At 72.3% G+C, this 19,019-nt stretch carries 19 protein-coding genes; 10 read left to right on the top strand and 9 right to left on the bottom strand.

The features are described from left to right. The first annotated feature begins 13 nt into the window (after positions 1 to 13). The 4 genes from OG417_RS12090 (at position 14) to OG417_RS12075 (ending at position 4,628) form a co-directional block, all read left to right on the top strand. Positions 14 to 1,027: an NAD-dependent epimerase/dehydratase family protein gene (locus tag OG417_RS12090; RefSeq protein WP_329254260.1), complete on the top strand. Its 1,014-nt coding sequence runs from the start codon at positions 14 to 16 to the stop codon at positions 1,025 to 1,027. Positions 1,028 to 1,129: 102 nt separating this feature from the next. Further along, positions 1,130 to 2,308 carry a glycosyltransferase gene (locus OG417_RS12085; RefSeq protein WP_329254257.1) on the top strand — a complete coding sequence of 393 codons (1,179 nt, stop codon included), beginning with the start codon at positions 1,130 to 1,132 and terminating at the stop codon, positions 2,306 to 2,308. Further along, positions 2,305 to 3,252, top strand: coding sequence for an NAD-dependent epimerase/dehydratase family protein (locus OG417_RS12080; RefSeq protein WP_329254254.1), 948 nt, complete (start codon positions 2,305 to 2,307; stop codon positions 3,250 to 3,252). Before OG417_RS12085 ends, OG417_RS12080 begins: the two co-directional genes overlap by 4 nt. 89 nt (positions 3,253 to 3,341) lie before the next feature. Beyond that, entirely contained in the window at positions 3,342 to 4,628 is a 1,287-nt protein-coding gene (locus OG417_RS12075) for a nucleotide sugar dehydrogenase (RefSeq protein ID WP_329254251.1), read from the top strand. 123 nt (positions 4,629 to 4,751) lie between these two features. Here OG417_RS12075 and OG417_RS12070 read toward each other — a convergent pair whose 3' ends face one another. After that, the gene (locus OG417_RS12070; RefSeq protein WP_329254248.1) at positions 4,752 to 5,111 is read right to left on the bottom strand and encodes a winged helix-turn-helix transcriptional regulator; all 360 of its coding nucleotides are present in this window, start codon (positions 5,109 to 5,111) and stop codon (positions 4,752 to 4,754) included. Positions 5,112 to 5,207: 96 nt separating this feature from the next. Here OG417_RS12070 and OG417_RS12065 point away from each other — a divergent pair, with 96 nt between their 5' ends. Then, positions 5,208 to 6,047: an enoyl-CoA hydratase/isomerase family protein gene (locus OG417_RS12065; RefSeq protein ID WP_329254244.1), complete on the top strand. Its 840-nt coding sequence runs from the start codon at positions 5,208 to 5,210 to the stop codon at positions 6,045 to 6,047. A gap of 95 nt (positions 6,048 to 6,142) precedes the next feature. On the opposite strand, the gene OG417_RS12060 is transcribed toward OG417_RS12065, so the two are convergent. The 3 genes from OG417_RS12060 to OG417_RS12050 form a co-directional block, all read right to left on the bottom strand. Next, positions 6,143 to 6,352, bottom strand: a complete 210-nt coding sequence (locus OG417_RS12060; RefSeq protein WP_329254241.1) for a PspC domain-containing protein — start codon at positions 6,350 to 6,352, stop codon at positions 6,143 to 6,145. 143 nt (positions 6,353 to 6,495) lie between these two features. Next, on the bottom strand, positions 6,496 to 9,018 hold the full coding sequence (locus tag OG417_RS12055) for an FtsX-like permease family protein (protein WP_329254238.1): 2,523 nt from the start codon (positions 9,016 to 9,018) through the stop codon (positions 6,496 to 6,498). Between the two features lie 14 nt (positions 9,019 to 9,032). Beyond that, positions 9,033 to 9,824 (bottom strand): ABC transporter ATP-binding protein, encoded by a 792-nt coding sequence (locus OG417_RS12050; RefSeq protein ID WP_329254235.1) that lies wholly within the window; start codon positions 9,822 to 9,824, stop codon positions 9,033 to 9,035. Positions 9,825 to 9,916: 92 nt separating this feature from the next. On the opposite strand from OG417_RS12050, the gene OG417_RS54280 reads away from it, so the two are divergent. After that, complete coding sequence (locus OG417_RS54280) at positions 9,917 to 10,072, top strand: helix-turn-helix domain-containing protein (RefSeq protein ID WP_442875677.1); 156 nt, start codon at positions 9,917 to 9,919, stop codon at positions 10,070 to 10,072. Continuing rightward, entirely contained in the window at positions 10,073 to 11,143 is a 1,071-nt protein-coding gene (locus OG417_RS12045) for an RNA-guided endonuclease InsQ/TnpB family protein (RefSeq protein ID WP_329254231.1), read from the top strand. A 258-nt stretch (positions 11,144 to 11,401) separates the two neighbouring features. Here OG417_RS12045 and OG417_RS12040 read toward each other — a convergent pair whose 3' ends face one another. The 4 genes from OG417_RS12040 to OG417_RS12025 all read right to left on the bottom strand — a co-directional run bounded on the left by OG417_RS12040 (position 11,402) and on the right by OG417_RS12025 (position 15,796). Continuing rightward, entirely contained in the window at positions 11,402 to 12,370 is a 969-nt protein-coding gene (locus tag OG417_RS12040; protein WP_329254228.1) for a UDP-glucuronic acid decarboxylase family protein, read from the bottom strand. Continuing rightward, positions 12,367 to 13,791, bottom strand: a complete 1,425-nt coding sequence (rfaE2, locus tag OG417_RS12035; RefSeq protein WP_329254225.1) for a D-glycero-beta-D-manno-heptose 1-phosphate adenylyltransferase — start codon at positions 13,789 to 13,791, stop codon at positions 12,367 to 12,369. The genes OG417_RS12040 and rfaE2 overlap by 4 nt, the downstream gene beginning before the upstream one ends. A 13-nt stretch (positions 13,792 to 13,804) precedes the next feature. Beyond that, positions 13,805 to 14,458 carry a D-sedoheptulose-7-phosphate isomerase gene (locus OG417_RS12030; protein WP_329254221.1) on the bottom strand — a complete coding sequence of 218 codons (654 nt, stop codon included), beginning with the start codon at positions 14,456 to 14,458 and terminating at the stop codon, positions 13,805 to 13,807. 132 nt (positions 14,459 to 14,590) lie between these two features. Continuing rightward, on the bottom strand, positions 14,591 to 15,796 hold the full coding sequence (locus tag OG417_RS12025) for a glycosyltransferase (RefSeq protein WP_329254218.1): 1,206 nt from the start codon (positions 15,794 to 15,796) through the stop codon (positions 14,591 to 14,593). Positions 15,797 to 15,900: 104 nt separating this feature from the next. Here OG417_RS12025 and OG417_RS12020 point away from each other — a divergent pair, with 104 nt between their 5' ends. Further along, positions 15,901 to 17,127 (top strand): RNA-guided endonuclease InsQ/TnpB family protein, encoded by a 1,227-nt coding sequence (locus OG417_RS12020; RefSeq protein ID WP_329254215.1) that lies wholly within the window; start codon positions 15,901 to 15,903, stop codon positions 17,125 to 17,127. A 199-nt stretch (positions 17,128 to 17,326) separates the two neighbouring features. On the opposite strand, the gene OG417_RS12015 is transcribed toward OG417_RS12020, so the two are convergent. Then, complete coding sequence (locus OG417_RS12015) at positions 17,327 to 17,527, bottom strand: hypothetical protein (protein ID WP_329254212.1); 201 nt, start codon at positions 17,525 to 17,527, stop codon at positions 17,327 to 17,329. A 73-nt stretch (positions 17,528 to 17,600) separates the two neighbouring features. Between OG417_RS12015 and OG417_RS12010 the strand changes: the two genes are divergently transcribed. Both OG417_RS12010 and OG417_RS12005 read left to right on the top strand, forming a co-directional pair. Continuing rightward, on the top strand, positions 17,601 to 18,122 hold the full coding sequence (locus OG417_RS12010; RefSeq protein WP_329254209.1) for a hypothetical protein: 522 nt from the start codon (positions 17,601 to 17,603) through the stop codon (positions 18,120 to 18,122). A gap of 131 nt (positions 18,123 to 18,253) precedes the next feature. Beyond that, on the top strand, positions 18,254 to 18,880 hold the full coding sequence (locus tag OG417_RS12005; RefSeq protein ID WP_329254206.1) for a hemerythrin domain-containing protein: 627 nt from the start codon (positions 18,254 to 18,256) through the stop codon (positions 18,878 to 18,880). Positions 18,881 to 19,019 lie beyond the last annotated feature (139 nt).

Raw genomic sequence — 19,019 nt, 5'->3', positions numbered from 1 at the left:
GAGAGGGCGTGTCATGGCGGACAGGACTGGAACACGCTATTTGGTGACGGGCGGCGCCGGTTTCATCGGCTCTTATCTGGTCAATGCCCTATTAGCCCGTGGTGACACCGTTGTCGCCCTGGACAATCTACAGACGGGGCGGCTCACCAATCTGGAAGAGGCGAGCGAGTCTCCACACTTTCATTTCGTGCACGGCTCGGTGCTCGACGAGCTCGTCGTGGACGAGCTGGTGCACCAGTGCGACGTCGTGGTGCACATGGCGGCGGCGGTGGGCGTCCGGCTGGTGGTCGAACAGCCGCTGAAGTCGCTCACCACCAACATCCGGGGTTCGCAGGTGGTGATCGAGGCGGCCCATCGGTACCGCCGCAAAATCCTCATGACCAGCACGTCGGAGATCTACGGGAAGAACTCCCTGGGACCGCTGCACGAGACCGCGGACCGGATCCTGGGCAGCCCGTCGATCGTCCGCTGGGCCTACAGCACCGCCAAGGCCGTCGATGAGATCCTCGCCAACTGCTACCACCGCGAGCGCGGCCTGCCCACGATCGTCGTCCGGCTGTTCAACACGGTCGGCGCGCGGCAGAGCCCGGCGTACGGCATGGTCATCCCACGGCTCGTACAGCAGGCGCTGCGGGACGAGCCGCTGACCGTCTACGGGGACGGCCGGCAGACCCGCTGCTTCGCCCACGTGCTCGACGTCGTGGAGGCGCTGCTCCGCCTGCTCGACGACGACGCGGCGATCGGGCAGACCTTCAACATCGGGTCCTCCGAGGAGATCAGCATCGGCCGCCTCGCGGAGGCGATCGTCGCCCGCTGCGAGAGCAGGTCGCGGATCGAGCTGATCCCCTACGACGAGGCGTACGGGGCCGGCTTCGAGGACATGCAGCGGCGGGTGCCCGACACGACGAAGCTGCGCACGCTCACCGGCTGGCAGCCGCGCCACACGCTCGCCGACGTGCTGAGCGACGCCATCACCGAGGCGCGCCGCGAGGCCGCCCCCCGACCCGACCTGGTGCCGTCGCCGTGAGCGAGCGAAGCGGCAAGCACGGCGTCCCTGGTCCCTCCCCGACGAAGGAGGACTCATGAACCAGCGCAGCGTCCCTGGTCTCTGCCGGACGAAGGAGGACTCATGACGGACGAGCGCATTCGGGTGATGCGGGTCATCGCGCGGATGAACGTCGGCGGGCCGGCGCTGCAGGCGAGCGTGCTGATGCGCGGCCTGGACCGGGAGCTGTTCGACCAGCGCCTGTACACCGGGAGCGTCGAACCGGGCGAGGCCGACTACCTCGACCTGCGTGCGCGTGACGTCACGCCGCACCGGATCGCCACTCTGGGCCGGTCGATCCGTCCGGCCGACGACGCGCGGGCGGTCGCCTCTCTCGTCGCCGCGATGCGGCGGTTCCGCCCGCACATCGTGCACACGCACACGGCCAAGGCCGGGCTGCTCGGGCGCACGGCGGCCGTGCTCGCCCGGGTGCCGGTGCGCGTGCACACCTACCACGGCCACCTGCTCTACGGCTACTTCTCACCCGCGAAGACGAAGATGGTGGTGCAGAGCGAGCGGATGTCCGCCCACCTCTGCGACCGTCTCGTGGCCGTCGGCACGCGGGTGCGCGACGAGCTCGTCGCGGCGGGCATCGGCCGTGCGGAGCAGTACACCGTGGTGCCGCCCGGCACCGAGCTCGGCACACCGCCCGATCGCGCCTCCGCGCGGCTCGCGCTCGGCGTGCCCGGCGGCGAGCCCGTCGTCGCGTTCGTGGGCCGCCTCACGGGCGTCAAGCGGCCGGACCGGCTGGTGGAGGTCGCGCGGGAGCTGCGCCGACTCGTCCCCGGCGTGCGGTTCGTGATCTGCGGGAGCGGTGACGCCGCCGGCGAGGTCACCGCGGCGGTGCCGGAGTTCGGCGGCGCGATGCGGATGGTGGGCTGGCGGCGCGACATCGAGACCGTGTACGCCGCGGCCGACCTGGTGCTGCTCACCTCGGACAACGAGGGAATGCCGGTCTCGCTGATCGAGGCGGGGCTGTCCGGCGTGCCGGTCGTGGCGACCCGTGTCGGAAGCGTCGCCGAGGTCGTGCACGACGGCGTCACCGGCCTGCTCGCGCCCTGCGACGCCGGCGCGCTGGCCCGCCGGGCGGCGAGCCTGCTCCTGGACGACCCGCGGCGCCGCGAGATGGGCCGCCGGGCACGGGCGTGGGCCACCCAGCGGTTCGGAGCCGAACGCCTCGTCGCCGACATCACCGGGATCTACGCGTCCATCGCCCAGGAGCGGGGCTGGTGGCCCGTACGACAGAAGGAGGGGGCCCGATGAAGGTCCTTGTGACCGGGGGCGCCGGTTTCATCGGCGCCAACCTGTGCCGCGAACTCATGGGGCGGCCCGAGGTCGACCGGGTGGTCGCGCTGGACGACCTGAGCACCGGGTGCGCCGCCAACCTCGACGGCACCGGCGCCGAACTCGTCGAGGGCAGCATCCTCGACACCGTCGTGCTCGGCCGGCTCGTGGCCGAGGCCGACGCCGTCGTGCACCTGGCCGCCCGTCCGTCGGTCCCCCGGTCGCTCGCCGACCCGGTGGCCAGCCACGACGTGAACGCCACCGGGACGGTCCGCGTCCTGGAGGCCTGCCGGCGCGAGACGGTCCACGTGGTGGCGGCCTCGTCCTCCTCGGTGTACGGCTCGGTGGCGTCGCTGCCCAAGCACGAGGACCTGCCGACGCGGCCGCTCAGCCCGTACGGGGCCAGCAAGCTCGCGACCGAGGCGTACGTCCTGGCGTACGGGGCGAGCTTCGGGCTGCCGTCGCTGGCCTTCCGGTTCTTCAACGTCTACGGCCCGCTGCAGCCGGCCGGGCACGCGTACGCCGCCGTCGTGCCGACCTTCGTCGACGCGGCGATGCGCGGGGAGCCTCTCCTCGTCCATGGGGACGGGTACCAGACGCGTGACTTCACCTTCGTCGGGACGGTGACCGGGGTGCTCGCCGACGCCGTCCTGCGGCGGGTCACGAGCGACGAGCCGGTGAACCTGGCGTTCGGCACGCGGGTGTCGGTGCTGGAGCTGACCCGCCGGCTGTCCGTGGTGCTGGGCACCCCCGTCGAGGTGCGGCACGGCCCGCCGCGCGCGGGCGACGTCCGGGAGTCCCAGGCCGCGGACGACCGGCTCCGGCGGCTCTTTCCCGGCGCCGCGGCCGTGCCCCTGGAGGAGGGGCTCCGGCGGACGGTGGCCTGGTTCCGCGGGCGTCCGGTGTACGCCGCCGCGCCCTGACCGGCGGCGTTCGCTCAGGCCTGTCCGGCAGGGGGCGTTCGACGGGCCGTTTCGACCATGGCAACTCGTGCAACCGGGGGGGACACATCATGGATCAGTCACGAGGCGATCGACTCGTCGAATGGGACCTCGTCGTCGTCGGCCTGGGCTATGTGGGAATGCCGCTCGTCCGCGAGGCGGTACGGGGCGGGATGCGGGTCGCCGGGCTCGACGTCGACCCCGGCCGGATCGCCCGGCTCAATGCCGGGATCTCCCACGTGGACGACATCTCCGACGGCGAGATCACGACGCTGCTCGCGCAGGGGTTCCGCGCCACCTCGGACGAGCGCGTGCTGGCCGCCGCCGACACGGTGGTGATCTGCGTGCCCACGCCGCTGGACGAGGACCGCAGGCCGGACCTGGGCGCGGTGATCGGGGCCGGCCGCACGGTCGCGGACCATCTCGGCCCGGACACCCTGGTCGTGCTGGAGTCGACCACGTGGCCCGGCACGACCGAGGAGGTGCTGCGCCCGCTGCTGGAGAAGAGCGGGCTGTCCGCGGGGATCGACTTCCACCTGGCCTACTCACCCGAGCGGATCGACCCCGGCAACCCGGTCTACGAGCTGCGCAACACCCCGAAGATCGTCGGCGGGGTGACGAGTGCGTGCCTGGACCGCGCCATGGCGTTCTACGGCAAGCTCGTGGAGCAGGTCGTGCCGGTGCGCGGCACCCGCGAGGCCGAGATGGCCAAGCTGCTGGAGAACACCTACCGTCAGGTCAACATCGCGCTCGTCAACGAGATCGCCGTCCTGTGCGACGAGCTGGCGATCGACGTGTGGGACACGATCTCGGCGGCGGCCACCAAGCCGTTCGGCTACCAGCCGTTCCGGCCCGGCCCCGGTGTGGGCGGGCACTGCATTCCGATCGACCCGAGCTACCTGTCGCACCGGGTGCGGCGCCTGGGGCAGCAGTTCCAGTTCGCCGAGCTCGCCCAGCAGGTCAACGACCGGATGCCGGCGTACGTCGCCGAGCGGGCGGCGCGTCTGCTGCACCGGCACGGCCGCTGCGCCAACGGCGCCGACGTGGTGCTGCTCGGCGTGACGTACAAGCCCGACGTCGCCGACGGCCGCGAGTCGCCGGCCGAGCCTCTCGCCCGGCGGCTGGACGCCGCGCGGGCCAGGGTCAGTTACCACGACCCGCTCATCGACGAGTGGACGGCCGGCGGGGTGCCCGTGCGGCGGGTCCACGACCTGGAAGAGGCGCTCGACGCCGCCGACCTGGCGATCCTGCTCCAGCCGCACCGGTCCTTCGACCTGTCGCTCGTCGCGACGCGTGCGGCGCTGGTGCTGGACACCCGCGGCGTGCTGCCGCCGTCGGACACCGTCGAGCGCCTTTAGAGCTCCTGTCGGAATGCCGCGACAGCGGTTTCGGTACCGGCCTGGCTCTGGCCGCACATGGCGAACGGCTCGGCGTGACCGGTCGGGAGTCCTGGCGCCGTCCTCGCGACACGTGCCGGGACGTCAGTGGTCCACGTGCCGCTCGTCGTAGCGGCAACGGGCGGCTTCGACCGCGTCGAGGTGATCGACGGTCCATTCCAGCATGGCGCGCACAGGGGACCGAAGGGTTCGGCCCAGGGGGGTGATGCGGTATTCGATCGCCACTGGATCCGTGGACACGACCGCTCGCTCGACCATGCCGTTGCGCTCCAGCCGCCGCAGGCATGTGGTCAGTGACTTCGGTGTGACAGCGGGCAGGTCTTGCCGGAGCTCGTTGAAGCGCCGGGGGCGGTCGCACAACGCGGCCAGTGCCAGGAGAGACCACTTGTCGAAGAGTTGGTCGAGCAGACGCCGGCCGTCGCCGTCGAGCTCTACTTCGGGCACGTCGGTCTCCCTCGCGATACCTGGTTTCGTTGAAGTATACGCGGACTACTAGATATACGTCAGATACCAACTGGCCGGACGGCGAAGACGGGAATCATGACTGACGCATACTCGACCCTCAGGATCTCTGTCACCAGCGGCGTGGCGCACGTCGTGATCGACAACCCTCCGATCAACCTGCTCGACGCCGCCCTGATGACGGACTTGGACCGGTTCGCGGACGCCGTGTCCGGAGACGACGACATCCGGGTGATCGTTTTCGACAGCGCGGACCCGGACTTCTTCGTCGCGCACGGCGATATGACGACCGCCGACGACTCCGCGTCGTTCGTTGAACTTCCCATCGCACCCGAGCAGGACCAGTCCCTCAACCCGATGATGCGGCTCCACGAACGTATCCGGTCGCTGCCCCAGATCACCATCGCCAAGCTGCGCGGACTGGCACGCGGCGGCGGGGCGGAACTGCTGTCCGCGATGGACATGCGGTTCGCATCGCTCGAGCGCGCCGGCATGGCGCAGATGGAGTGTCGGCTGGGAATCATCCCGGGCGCGGGAGGCACCGCATACCTGCCCGGTCTCGTGGGTCGCGCACGCGCCCTGGAAATCATTCTCGGCGGGCAGCTGATCGATGCCGCGACCGCGGAGCGGATCGGATGGGTGAACCGGGCCGTGCCGGACGCCGAACTCGACCACGTCGTCGACACCATCGCCACCCGCATCGCCGCCATGCCTCCCGGCGTCGCCCGCGCCGCGACCGAAGCGGTCGACGCCGCGGTCGAGTCGACCACTCACGGTCTGCGGACGGCCAACGAGCTCCTCAACGGACTCTTCGGCGAACCCGCTGCAGCCCGTCTCGCCAAGGCCGCACTGGCCGCCGGCGCGCACACCCGCGACGGAGAGCGCCGCTTTGAGATCCTTGTCGACAAGATCGCCTAAAGGGCCTGGCTCAAAGTCCTCGTCCGTGGCGAGCGGCGCGCGGTTGGCACGGCGTGGCTTCGGAACAGGCCCCTCCGGCCCTGGGCCGCCGGCCGTCACATCGTCGGGTGCGAGGCTGCGTACTTGCGCTCGTCCGGCATGATGATCCACAGCGCGATGTAGACGAGGAACTGCGGCCCGGGCAGCACGCAGGAGATGATCGCCAACAGCCGTACGGTCCAGGCGCCGAGCCCGAACCGGCGGGCGAGCCCGGCGCACACGCCGCCGATGACGCGACCCTGGCGCGGGCGGTAAAGACCGTTCATGTCGTCTTCCTCCTCGGGATGACCTGCTGCTTCTTACGTTAGGGACGCGGACGCCGGCGCGCGTCGCCCTGGGGGACCCTTCTCGTGTCCCCCGGGAGAGGGACGGCTCCCGCCGGAGGTCGTACGGCGGCGCGTGGCTGCTCCTACTCGCGGAGGCCGACCCCGTCGACCGGGCGGGTCCGCAGGACCCGCCGGGCCGGCAGGAGAGTCGCCACGACACTGATCAGCACGACGCCACCGATCACCGCGATCCATCCGCCGGGCGGGATGTACGGCGTCGCCGAGCCCGTGATGCCCTTGACCATGGGGATCAGCGTGCCCGCGGCGATCGCTGCGCCGACCACCAGCGCCAGCCCCAGCAGCAGGACCTGCTCCAGCCGGACCATGCGCAGCACCTGTGTGCGCGTCGTCCCGGACAGGCGCAGTACGGCGAACTCCCGGCGGCGGCCCAGTGCGTACATGGCCAGGGTGTTCACCGCCGCGATCACCACATAGATCAGCAGCACCGCGGTGACCACCTTGTTCGTCCAGGCGTTCTCCTCCAGATTGTGGTCGAGGCCGACCTGGAAGGCGTCGCGGCTCACGACCGAGGAGCCCGGCGCCGCGGTGTCCAACTCGGCGCGGAGCGCCGCGACCGCGCGCGGACCCGTGGTGGCGACGAGCACCGCGTCGTCCAGCCCGGTGCCGGTGTGCGGCGCGAGCGTGTCGTGCGGGAGGGTCAGCGCGGCGAAACCGAGGCCCCGCGTGTAGATCGCGACGACGCGGAGGATCACCGGCGTGCCGTCGCCGAACCAGCCGCGGAAGCGCCCGCCGACGCGAAGGTGCATCGACTGGGCGGTGAGGGCGTCCAGGGCGACCGTGTCGCCCCGCAGGCCGGCCAGGTCGCCGCCGGTCACGTCCAGGTCCAGGGTCCGGTCGAGGCCTTCGGGGTCGACGCCCTGGGCCGGGAAGTCGGTGATGCCTCCGGCCTGGCGGGTGAAGAGCGTGCTGTGCACGACCCCGGTGGCGGCCGTGACGCCGCCGGTGCGCCGGATCGCCGCGGTCGCCTCGGGCCGCAGGCCGGGCGCGGCGGGCGTGACGACCCGGTCGGCGAGCAGCCCGGCCCGGCTCTGGCGGTCCGCGACGTGCAGCTCGGAGGTCTGCATGAACCACAGCGAGCCGCCCAGGCCGACCGCGAGAACCAGGCAGCTCACCACGGACGAGAGCCGCCGGGCCGAGGTCGCGGTGGTGGCCCTGGCGAGGCGGCCGGTGACGCCGGCCAGGTGCAGCAGCCGGCCGAACGTCGCGGCGACGGCGCGGATCAGCAGCGGGCTCAGCAGCGCGACCGCCACCACGAGGGTGAACACCGTGCCGACCGAGGTGCCGGCCGCGCTGTCGCCCGACACGGAACCGGCGACCACGCACAGGGTGATCCCGCCGGCCAGCGCCACCAGACCGAGCGCGGACCGGACCAGGCCGACGCCGCCGCGTTCGACGGCGGTCTCGGCGAGCGCCGCCGTGGGCCGGATCCGGCTGGCGCGGAGGCTGGCCATCCAGGCCGCGGCGACCGCGATGACCAGCGCGGACCCGGCGGCGACGAGCGGTGGCAGCCACGAGAGGTGCGTGCGGAAGGTGCCAGGGACCATGCCCCGCGCGACGAACTGGTCGCGCAGCCGGTCCGCGAACAGCAGGCCGGGCCCCACGCCCAGCGCGCCGGCGAGCAGGCCGAGGCCCGTGGCCTCCCGCACCACCATCCGCCGGACCTGGCGCGGCGTGGCCGCGAGCGCGCGGAGCAGGGCGATGTCGCGGTGGCGCTGCCGTACCGACAGGCCGACCGTGCCGGCGATGACGAGGACGGCGATGAGCAGCGCGCAGCCCCCGAACACGCTCGAGACGGAGATGGCGAACTCACGCCCGTTGCCGACGTCCGGTGACTCGACGGTGCCGCGGCCGGCGCCGGAGTAGACGTGCGGGTAGGCACCGGCGAGGCGGGCCGGCGACGGCGGGAGCACGCGCCGTACGGCGCCGGCCAGGGTCTTCGGTCCCACGCCGGGATCCGGCAGGACCCCGATGACCTGGGCGGCGCCGCCCGCGAGCGCGCGGGCGTCGGCGTCGCCGAGGAAGACCGTGGGCGCCTCCGGGGCACTGCCGTCCGGCGCGGCGACCCCCGCCACGGTGTAGGTGCGCACGCCGGAGGCGAGCCCGAGGCGCACCCGCGCGCCCGGCCGCGCGCCGACGCGGGCGGCGAGGCTCTGGTCGAGCACGACCTGACCGGCCGCCGCCGGGGCCGCGCCCGCGCGGAGCGTGAACGGCGCGAGCCGCGCGGCCGACCACGGGTGCGCCTCCACGGGCGCGGTACGGCCGTCGGCGTCGAGCCGGCCCCGCAGCGCGACGTCGGTGACCGCTTCACGCACGCCGGGCGCCGCGGCGATCCGCGCGGGCAGCGACGGGTCCAGCCGCCCGCGCTCGGCCAGCGGGTAACGCTCGGTCTCGCGGTCCTCGCCCGAGCCGAAGGTCACCTGCAGGTCGGTGGTCGCGACGAGGACGGGCGCGGCGGCGTAGCGCGCCACCGTGCCGTTGTAGCGAATCCCGGACTCCAGCATGGCGCCGCACATCGTCACGATCACGACGGCGAACCAGAGGGCCAGGAAGGTCGCGAGCATGCTCGCGGGACGCTGCGTCAGCATCCGCCAGGCGATCCTCACCATGACGGCGTCTCGCCTCCGGCGCGCGCCGCGCCGAGGTGCGCGAGGCGCTCGGCGATCGCGTCCACGCCCGGCGCCGCCAGGTCGTCGACGACCCTCCCGTCCGCCAGGAACACGACACGGTCGGCGTAGGACGCCGCCACCGGGTCGTGGGTGACCATGACGACGGTCTGCCGGTCGGCGTCGACCGCCTGGCGCAGCAGGGCCAGCACGCGCGCCGCGGTGGTCGTGTCGAGCGCGCCCGTCGGCTCGTCGCAGAAGATCACCTGCGGCCGTACGGACAGGGCGCGGGCGATCGCGACCCGCTGCTGCTCACCGCCGGACAGCTGCGCCGGCCGGTGGCGCAGCCGCCCCCGCAGGCCCACCCGCTCCACGACCTCGGCCAGCCACCGCCGGTCCGGCCGCACGTGCGCCAGCCGCGACGGCAGCAGGATGTTCTCCCGCACGGTGAGCGCGGGCACGAGGTTGAAGGCCTGGAAGACGAAGCCGACGCGGGTGCGGCGCTGCCGGGTCAGCTCCGTCTCCGACAGCCGCGCCAGGTCGGTGCCGCCGAGCAGCACCGTGCCGGCACTGGGCCGGTCCAGGCCCGCCGCGCAGTGCAGCAGCGTGCTCTTGCCGGACCCCGACGGGCCCATGACCGCGGTGAACGTACCACCGAAGAAGTCGAGGTCGACGGCGTCGAGCGCCTGGACGGCCGAGGCGTGACGCCCGTGGGTCTTACGCACGCCGCGCAGCGCGACGGCGGCCTCGGGCGGAGGCTCGGTGAGGGGCGGAGGTGGCGTGTTCATCGGCTGCGTGGCGTCGGGACCCTGGCCTTCGGGCCAAGGCGGGTACGCCGCTCCCTCCTAGGAATGTCGGTGGTGGTGGTCAGCGTCGTGGCATGCGATTCCGGCTTCAGCCCACGCCCGCTCAAGAGGCGGCGTTGCTGGAGCACTTCGCCCACGCCCGTTATGTGTGCAATCTGGCGTGTGAGCGGCATCTGCATTGGCGGCCGGGGCGGAAGTGTGCGCCGGGGTATGCCGAACACCGTCGGTAGTTGACCGAGGCCAGGAGAGAGTTCGCGTGGTCGGCGGCGGGGTCCCAGACGGTGCAGCAGCAGGCGTTGCGGGACTTCGCTCAGGCCATGGCGAATTTCTTCGCCGGGACTCCTCGGCGCCCGACGTGGCGCAAGGCGGGCGTGCATGAGGGGCTCCGGATCGTCGGAGCGCGCGGCCGTCACTGGGACGTACGACGTCTGTCCCGCAAGGTCGGTGCGGTTCGGATCCCGAAGGTGGGCTGGGTGCGGTTCCGCTGGTCCCGTGGCGTCCCCGCCGAGGCCAAGTCGTTTCGGGTCAACCGGGACCGGGCCGGCCGCCGGCACGTCTGCTTCGCGGTGATCCCGCCGGTGATCGACGGGCCGGGGACCGGTGCGGTCGTCGGTGTCGACCGTGGTGTGGCCGTTTCGGCCGCCTTGTCCACCGGCGAGTTGTTGTCCGTGCCGGGCGTGCGCGCCGGCGAGACCGAGCGTCTGTTGCGATTGCAGCGCCGGCTGGCGCGTGCCGTGCGGGGGTCGAACCGGCGCAGGCGGGTCAAGACCGCGATCGCCCGGTTGAGAGCCCGCGAAACCGATCGGCGCAAGGACTGGGTGGAGAAGACCTCTACCGATCTGGCCCGCCGCTTCGATGTGATCCGCCTCGAAGATTTGAAGATCAGCGCCATGGTCCGTTCCGCGCGCGGCACGATCGCCGCGTCGGGGGTGAACGTTCGGGCCAAGGCCGGGCTCAACCGTTCCATCTACGCGGCCGGATGGGGCCTTCTGGCGACCCGACTGGAGCACAAAGCCGCCGGCCGGGTGGAGAAGATCAATCCCGCCTACACGTCCCAGACCTGTCATGCCTGCGGGCATCGCGCAGCGGACAACCGTGAGAGCCAAGCGGTCTTTCGCTGTCGCGCCTGCGGGCATGTCGATCACGCGGACGTGAACGCGGCCAAGAACATCGCGGCAGGACGTGCCGTGACGTTCCTGCCCCGACCAACCGACCCCGGCCGACCTCCCGAGCGGGGAGCCCTCCAGCCGTTGGGCGGGGCGCTGAACCGCGAACCTCAACTTGTCCTCTCCTCAGCGTAGGGCGGGTTGGAATCCCCGCCTTCAGGCAGGGGAGGACGTCAATGGTGCTCCTGTTCGAGCTAGAGAAGACGCTAGGTTCCGGCGTGCGCCGGGACGATCCGGTGAGCTGGCCGGTTCTGCTGGTGCCAGCCCCCTGGTGCTGTCCCCTGGACGCCACCGACGTGGGTGACGCTCCGCCGGGCTCCATCCCTGCGGCCCGTCGTCGTCACCCCACGTCGCCGGCGCCGTTGCGGCAGTGTGCCCGGCGAGCGGGGACCGTCAGGTGGTGATGGCGCCGTCGGCCGCTCGTACGTCCAGCTCGCGGGCGAACCAGTCGATGGTCCGCCGCAGGCCGTCCTTACTCGGCACCGTGGGCCGCCAACCCAGCCGGTCGTGGGCGAGTGCGGTGTCGGGCCGGCGCACGGCCGGGTCGTCGGCCGGGCGCTCGACGAAGGTGATGGGCGACTCGCTCTCCGCGAGGTCGCGGATGGTCATGGCCAGGTCCAGGACGGACATCTCCTCCGGGTTGCCGATGTTGACCGGGCCGGCGAAGTCGTCGCGGGCCATGGCGAGGATCCCGGCGACCGTGTCGTCGACGTAGCAGATCGACCGGGTCTGGCCGCCGTCGCCCGCGACCGTCAGCGGCCGGCCCATGAGCGCCTGGCAGATGAACGTCGGGATCGCCCGGCCGTCGTCCGGCCGCATGCGCGGCCCGTAGGTGTTGAAGATCCGCACGATGCCGGTGTTCACGCCGCGGCTGACGCGGTACGCCGTCGTCAGCGCCTCCGCGTAGCGCTTCGCCTCGTCGTACACGCTGCGCGGCCCGACCGGGTTGACGTTGCCCCAGTAGTCCTCCCGCTGGGGGTGCCGGAGCGGGTCGCCGTACACCTCGCTGGTGGAGGCCAGGACGAACCTGGCGTTCTTCTCCCGCGCGAGGCCCAGCGCGTGGAGGGTGCCGAGCCCGCCCACCTTCAGGGTCTCGATCGGCAGCCGGAGGTAGTCCACCGGTGAGGCCGCCGACGCCAGGTGCAGGACGAGGTCGACGCCGCCGGTCACGTGCACGAAGCCGGTCAGGTCACACTCGGTCAGCCGGAACCCGGGCTCGCCGAGGAGGTGCGCGACGTTGCGCGGCGATCCGGTGAGGAAGTTGTCCATGCAGGTCACCGCGGCGCCCTGTGCCAGCAGCCGCTCGCAGATGTGGGAGCCGAGGAAGCCCGCTCCCCCGGTGACCACCGCGTGTCCGATCATTGGCCATCACCTCCGGGAAGAACGCTCGTGATCTCGCGGGCCCGCGCGACCAGGCGGCTCGTCGAACGGCCGTCCAGGTAGGGCAGCAGCACCACCTCGCCGCCGTGGCGGCGTACCACTCCGGCCTCGGCGAGGTCGATGCCGGCGTAGTCGGCGCCCTTGACCCAGATGCCGGGCCGCAGGCGTTCCAGCAGCGCGACGGGGGTGAGCTCGTCGAAGACGGCGACGGCGTCGACGCATTCCAGCGCCGCCAGCACGCGCACCCGGTCGGCGGCCGGCACGAGCGGGCGGTCCGGGCCCTTGAGCGCGCGTACGGAGGCGTCGGAGTTGACGCAGACGACGAGGCAGTCGCCGAGCCGCCGGGCCTCCCGCAGCAGGCTGACGTGGCCCGCGTGCAGCAGGTCGAAGCATCCGCCGGTGGCCACCACGCGCCCGCCCGAGGCCCTGGTGCGCCGGATCAGGTCCCACAGGTCGTCTTCCTCCACGGCGGCCGTGTCCACGGAGGGGGCCGGCGCGCCGAGCGCGGTGGCCCCGCCCGCCGCCACGAAGGCGCTCGCGCGCCGTACGGCCTCGGTGACCGCCTCGGTGACCATGCCGCCGTCGCGCAGCACGTGCGCGGCCGCCGCCGCGAAGCAGTCACCGGCCCCGCAGCCGTCCGCACGTGGTCCCGCGACGACGGGAGCCGGGACGACATGGGGCGCCGCCTCGCCCATCGACAGCAGGGCGCCGTGCTCGCCCAGCGTCACCGCGACCCCGGTCACCCGCCACCGGCCGACGAGGGCGGCCGCGTCGGCGGCGGCCTGCGAGAGCGGTTCGTCCGCCGGGGTTCCTCCGGCGAACCGGCGCGCCTCGGCGTGGTTCGGCGTCACCAAGCGTGTTCCGCGCGGGGGCGGCGGGCCGGCCGGATGCGGGTCCCACGTCACCGGCACGCCGTCGGGGAGGGCGGCGAGCAGGCGGCGGATCCCGGGGTGGGCGGCGACGCCGCGCCCGTAGTCGGAGACGAGTACGGCGCCGGCGCGCGCGAGCACCTCCGCCGCCCGCGGCGGCAGGGGCCCGTCGGCCGCGCGGCCGTCGCCCTCGTCGATCCGCACCAGGGTCTGGCCCCCGGCGCGGACCCGGGTCTTGCAGCTGGTCGTCCCGGCCATCGGCATCCGGACGACGTCGGCGTACGCCTTCAGGAGCGTGCCCAGGCCGTGTCCCGCCTCATCGTCGCCCACGGCGGTGACGAGGACGACGTCTCTTCCGGTGATCTCGGCGGCGAGCCGGGCGGCCAGGCCCGCGCCGCCGGCGCGCCGGTGCTCACGTGTCCGCTCGACGACCGGTACGGGGGCGTCCGGGCAGAGCCGTCCCGCGGTCCCCTCGATGTCGACGTCGAGGAGCGCGTCGCCGACCACGACGAGCGGCCCGCCCCGAGATGTCACGTGGCCTCCTCCGTCATGAGGCCAGGCCTTCTCCGGCCGCGCGGCCCGGACGACACACGACCGCGTCGACGGACGCGCAGAGCATGTGGATGGCGGCGAGATGGATCTCCTGAACGGTCGCGGTGCGCGGAGCGTCGACCGCGACGGCGTCGTCGCAGACGCCGGCGAGCGTGTTCGGCGCGGGGCCGGTCAGCGCCCAGGTTCGCATGCCCAGACCGGCGGCGGCCTCGGCGGCGGCGATGACGTTGCGGCTCTCGCCGCTCGTGGACAGCCCGATGAACACGTCCCCGGGCCTGCCGTGCGCGCGCACCTGCCGGGCGAACATCTCCCGCGGCCCGTAGTCGTTGGCGATCGCGGTGAGGGCCGCGAGGTCGGCGTGCAGCGGGATGGCCGCGTACGGCGGGCGCTCGTCCTCGTACCGGCCCACCAGTTCGGCGGTGAGATGCTGCGCCTGCTCGGCGCTGCCGCCGTTCCCGCAGGCGAGCAGCCGGCCGCCGGACTCCAGCACGCACGCGAGCCGCCGCCCCCACTGTTCGATGCGGGCGGCGTGCGCGGCGAACCGGCACACGGCCCGTTCCAGCTCCGCGAGGTGGGGGGACACGGCATGGAGACCTCCCGCGTCGGCGGAGAGGCCGGGGAGTCCGTGCTCGTCGATGCGCTCGCTCATGAGCCCTCCTTCGTCGGGGGAGTGACCGGGCGCGCGTGTTCTTCGATTCGCTCGCTCCGCTCGCTCATGAGCCCTCCTTCGTCGGAGGAGAGACCAGGCGCGCGTGTTCTTTGATTCGCTCGCTCCGCTCGCTCATGCCCGGTCCGCGACGGCGACCGGGGCGGCGGAGGCCGGGATCAGGCGTTCGTAGACGGCCTCGGTCTCGGCGGCGATCCGCTCCCAGGTGTAGCGGTCCCGGACGTGCTCGGCCGCCGCGGCCCCCAGCGTGCAGCGCAGCTCGGGATCGGCGAGCAGGCGGCGCAGCTGCGCGGCGAGCGCGCCTGGTCGCCGCGCCGGCACGTGCAGGCCGGTCACTCCGTCGACGACCGTGTCGAGGTGCCCGCCCACCGCCGAGACGATCACGGGCACCCCGCAGGCCATGGCCTCCACCGGCGCGATACCGAACGGCTCGTACCAGGGCACCGACACGGCCACGTCGGCGGAGCGGATCAGCGATGGAAGGTCCTCGTGCGCGACCCGACCGAGGAACGTCACCCGGCCGGTGACGTGCTCCTCCCGCGCGACTCCCGCCAGGCGGCGCACCTCGGCGTCGCGGCACAGGGCGCCGCGGTCGGGGCCACCCGCGACGAGCAGCTCGGCGTCGGGCGTCCGGCCGAGCGCCTCGATGATCGTGTCGACGCCCTTGCGCGGCACCAGCCGGCCGAACGTCACGATGCGGAACCGCCCGTCGCGCGCGTCCGACGGGCCGTCCGGGCGGAAGCAGGCCGTGTCCACGCCGCAGGGCACGACGAACACCCGGCCGGGCGGCGCTCCGTACGCGGTGAGCTCCCTCACCTCGTCGGTGCACGTCGCGATGATCGCGTCCGCCTCGCAGGCGATCCGCCGCTCCAGGTGGATCCGGCTCGCGGGACTGGTGTCGGCCTGTCTCTGGTGCCGGCGTTTGACGCTGCCGAGGGCGTGAAATGTTTGCACGACGGGAATTCCGCGGCCCCGCGCGCCGTCGAGGGCGGCGAGTCCGCTCATCCAGAAATGCGCGTGCACGACGTCCGGCGGCCGTACCGCCCACCGCCGTGAAAGGGCGGCGGCGAAGTCGTCCATATAGGCCAGCAACCGATCTTTGGGCACCCTGCGGGGCGGCCCCGCCGGGACGTGCTCGACCGTGACCCCGGGCGCGAAGGGCACCACCGTCGGCCGGTGCGCGTCGTCACGCCGCGTGAGAACGACCACTTCATGGCCTCGCCGCGCCAGCGCGACGGCCAGCGCGCCGACGTGGACGTTCTGGCCGCCCGCGTCCGGACCACCCACCCGCGCGAGCGGGCTGGCGTGCTCCGAGACCATTTCGATCTTCATCGCCTGCGCGGCGTGGAGACCCTGGCCTTCAGGCCTGGGAGGAAACGCCGCTCCCTCCCCCGTTTGTCGGTGGTGGTGGTTAGCGTCGTGGCATGCGATTTCGGCTTCAACCCACGCCCGCCCAAGAGGCGGCGTTGCTGGAGCACTGTGCGCATGCCCGTCATGTGTGGAATCTGGCGTGTGAGCAGCATCTGCATTGGCGGCCGGGGCGGGCGAGTGCGCCGGGCTACGGCGAACAGTCCCGGCAGCTGACCCAAGCCAGGCGAGAGTTCGGATGGCCGGCGGCGGGTTCGCAGACGGTGCAGCAGCAGGCGTTGCGGGATTTCGCCCAGGCCATGGCGAATTTCTTCGCCGGGACTCCTCGGCGTCCGATGTGGCGTAAGGCGGGCGTTCACGAGGGGTTCCGGATTGTCGGCCGCCGTGGCGCTCACTGGGACGTTCGGCGGCCGTCCCGCAAGATCGGTGAGGTTTGGGTCCCGAAGGTGGGTTGGGTGCGGTTCCGCTGGTCCCGTCAGATCCCCGGCGAGGTGAAGTCGTTCCGGGTCAAACGGGACCGGGCGGGCCGCTGGCATGTGGCGTTCGCAGTGATCCCACCGGCGATCGAGGGGCCGGGTACGGGCACGATCGTCGGTGTCGACCGTGGGGTGGCCGTGTCGGCCGCGTTGTCGACCGGTGAGCGGTTGTCGGTGCCCGGCCTGCGCGACAGCGAGGCCAAGCGTGTGGTGCGGTTGCAGCGTCGGCCGGCCCGTGCGCAGCGTGGGTCGAACCGGCGCAGGCGGGTCAAGACCGCGATCGCCCGGCTGAAAGCTCGCCAAACCGATCGGCGCAAGGACTGGGTGGAGAAGACCTCCACCGATCTGGCCCGCCGCTTCGATGTGATCCGCCTCGAAGATTTGAAGATCAGCGCCATGGTCCGTTCCGCGCGCGGCACGATCGCCGCGCCGGGGGTGAACGTTCGGGCCAAGGCCGGGCTCAACCGTTCCATCTACGCGGCCGGATGGGGCCTTCTGGCGACCCGACTGGAGCACAAAGCCGCCGGCCGGGTGGAGAAGATCAATCCCGCCTACACGTCCCAGACCTGTCATGCCTGCGGGCATCGCGCAGCGGACAACCGTGAGAGCCAAGCGGTCTTTCGCTGTCGCGCCTGCGGGCATGTCGATCACGCGGACGTGAACGCGGCCAAGAACATCGCGGCAGGACGTGCCGTGACGTTCCTGCCCCGACCAACCGACCCCGACCGACCTCCCGAGCGGGGAGCCCTCCAGCCATTGGGCGGGGCCATGAACCGCGAACCTCAACCTGTTCCCTCCTACGTGTAGGGGATCGGGCTGAATCCCCCGCTTCCAGGCGGGGGAGGACGTCAAGAGTCACTCCTTTATCAGGCAGGCCATATCAACACAATTACCGGATAACAAGCACCGAAACCCCACTTACCCGAGCAGGCCGACCACACCAGAAATGGCGTAAATTATTAGGTCAAAGGGCTTCAATAAGTTTTTACCGTTGGGTTCGCGGCAGTCATTCCTCGATCATCAGGCGAATGGCGCTCTCGACCGGTCCCGGCACCGGCCGGCGCCGGCGCAGCGCGATCGGCATGCGCAGCGCGGCGGCCACCAGCGCGGCGCGGGCGTCGCCGTCGCGCACCGCCGCCAGGCCCATCCGCGCGGTCCGCCGAGCCAGGGCCACCGGCGCGGGAAGGGTGAAACCCGCTCTGTGCACCGGCTGTACTCCGACGATAGGCGCAGGCACGCGCGGGTAGGTCCCGGGTCAGAGGCTCAGGCAAGGAGGGACCATGCACAGCGATGGGCGGACGGCCGACGCCAACGCCGATCCCGAACTGCTCGGGGTCTACCTCAACGACCACCTGTCCGGGGCGACGCTTGGCACCGAGCTGGCGGCGCGGCTGACCTCGGCGCACCGGGGTTCGGAGGACGGCGCCGTCCTCGAACGCCTCGCCGCGGAGATCCGCGAGGACCGGGCCACGCTGATCGCGTTGATGGCGGCCCTGGAGGTTCCGGTCCGGCACTACAAGGTCCTGCTGGGCTGGACGGCTGAGAAGGCCGGCCGGTTCAAACCCAACGGGCGGCTGCTGAAACGGTCGCCGCTGAGCGACCTGGAGGAGCTGGAGACCATGGCGCTCGGCGTGGCCGGCAAGTCCGCCTGCTGGCGCGTGCTGCGGATCCTGGCCGAGCACGACCACCGGCTCGATCCCGAACGACTCGACGATCTTCTCGAGCGGGCGAAGCGGCAGGCGGAGACGCTGGAAGAGCTGCGTTTCCGCGCCGGCACCCGGCTGGCCACCTCCGCCGCCTGACCGTACGCGCGAAGGACGGTGATCGGCGGCGCTTTCACGCGATAACCGTGTGTTTTGACCTGTATGACCGAGTAGCGGGGTAGAGAACCAGACAACACGGTTCGCTGGTCGTCACCGGACGGGGGAGCCTGATGACGAATCTGATCGACATCCTGACCCATGATCAACGAGAGCTGGAGGGCCTGCTCGGCGAGCTGACCGTCGCACGGAACCTCCGCGAACGCCGCCGCATCCTCGACGACGTCACCATCGAGCTCGTCTGGCACGCGGTCGTGGAGGAGACGCACCTGTACCCGGCGGTACGCCGGCACCTGCCGGACGGCGCCCAGGTCGCCGACAAGTGCGCCTCGGACAACGCACAGGTCGAACGGCTCCTGGAGGAGCTCCGCCGCTCCACGACCGCCGACCGGGCCTTCGCGTCACTGACCCGGCGGCTCGCGGACGAGGTACACGAGCACCTGCGGGAGGAACAGCACGCCCTGCTCCCACGCCTCGCCGAACACGCGAGCCCGGAGGACCTGCGACGGCTCGGCGAACGGGTCGAATCCGCGTTCAACCGCGCCCCGAGCCGGTCGCAGCTCACCACTCCCGCCCACCCACGCGACGAGGGCGACCTGACCCACCGCGTACGCGAACACTTCCCGCCTGAACCGGCACGCGAGACGCGACCACGCCGACCGCGCACCCCGAAGGACCCCGACGCCTGCGACCAGAACAGCATGTGGCCGGACCTGTGGGCCACCCACCGGCAAACGTAGGGCCTACCGCGAAGCCCCGCCCATAGCGAGCGGTGCCCAGCTCGGGCATCGGCGGCCGGTGTTTGCGGAGCGACTTCTGGGGCAGCGCGAGTGCTCTGTGTTCCGGGAAAAGGCGACAGGCAGGCTCTTGCGAGGGAGG

This window comes from Actinoallomurus sp. NBC_01490, from assembly GCF_036227085.1.
Lineage (GTDB): Bacteria > Actinomycetota > Actinomycetes > Streptosporangiales > Streptosporangiaceae > Actinoallomurus > Actinoallomurus oryzae.
Note: the sequence above shows the minus strand (reverse complement) of the source record. Positions and strands in the feature narration are given on the sequence as shown.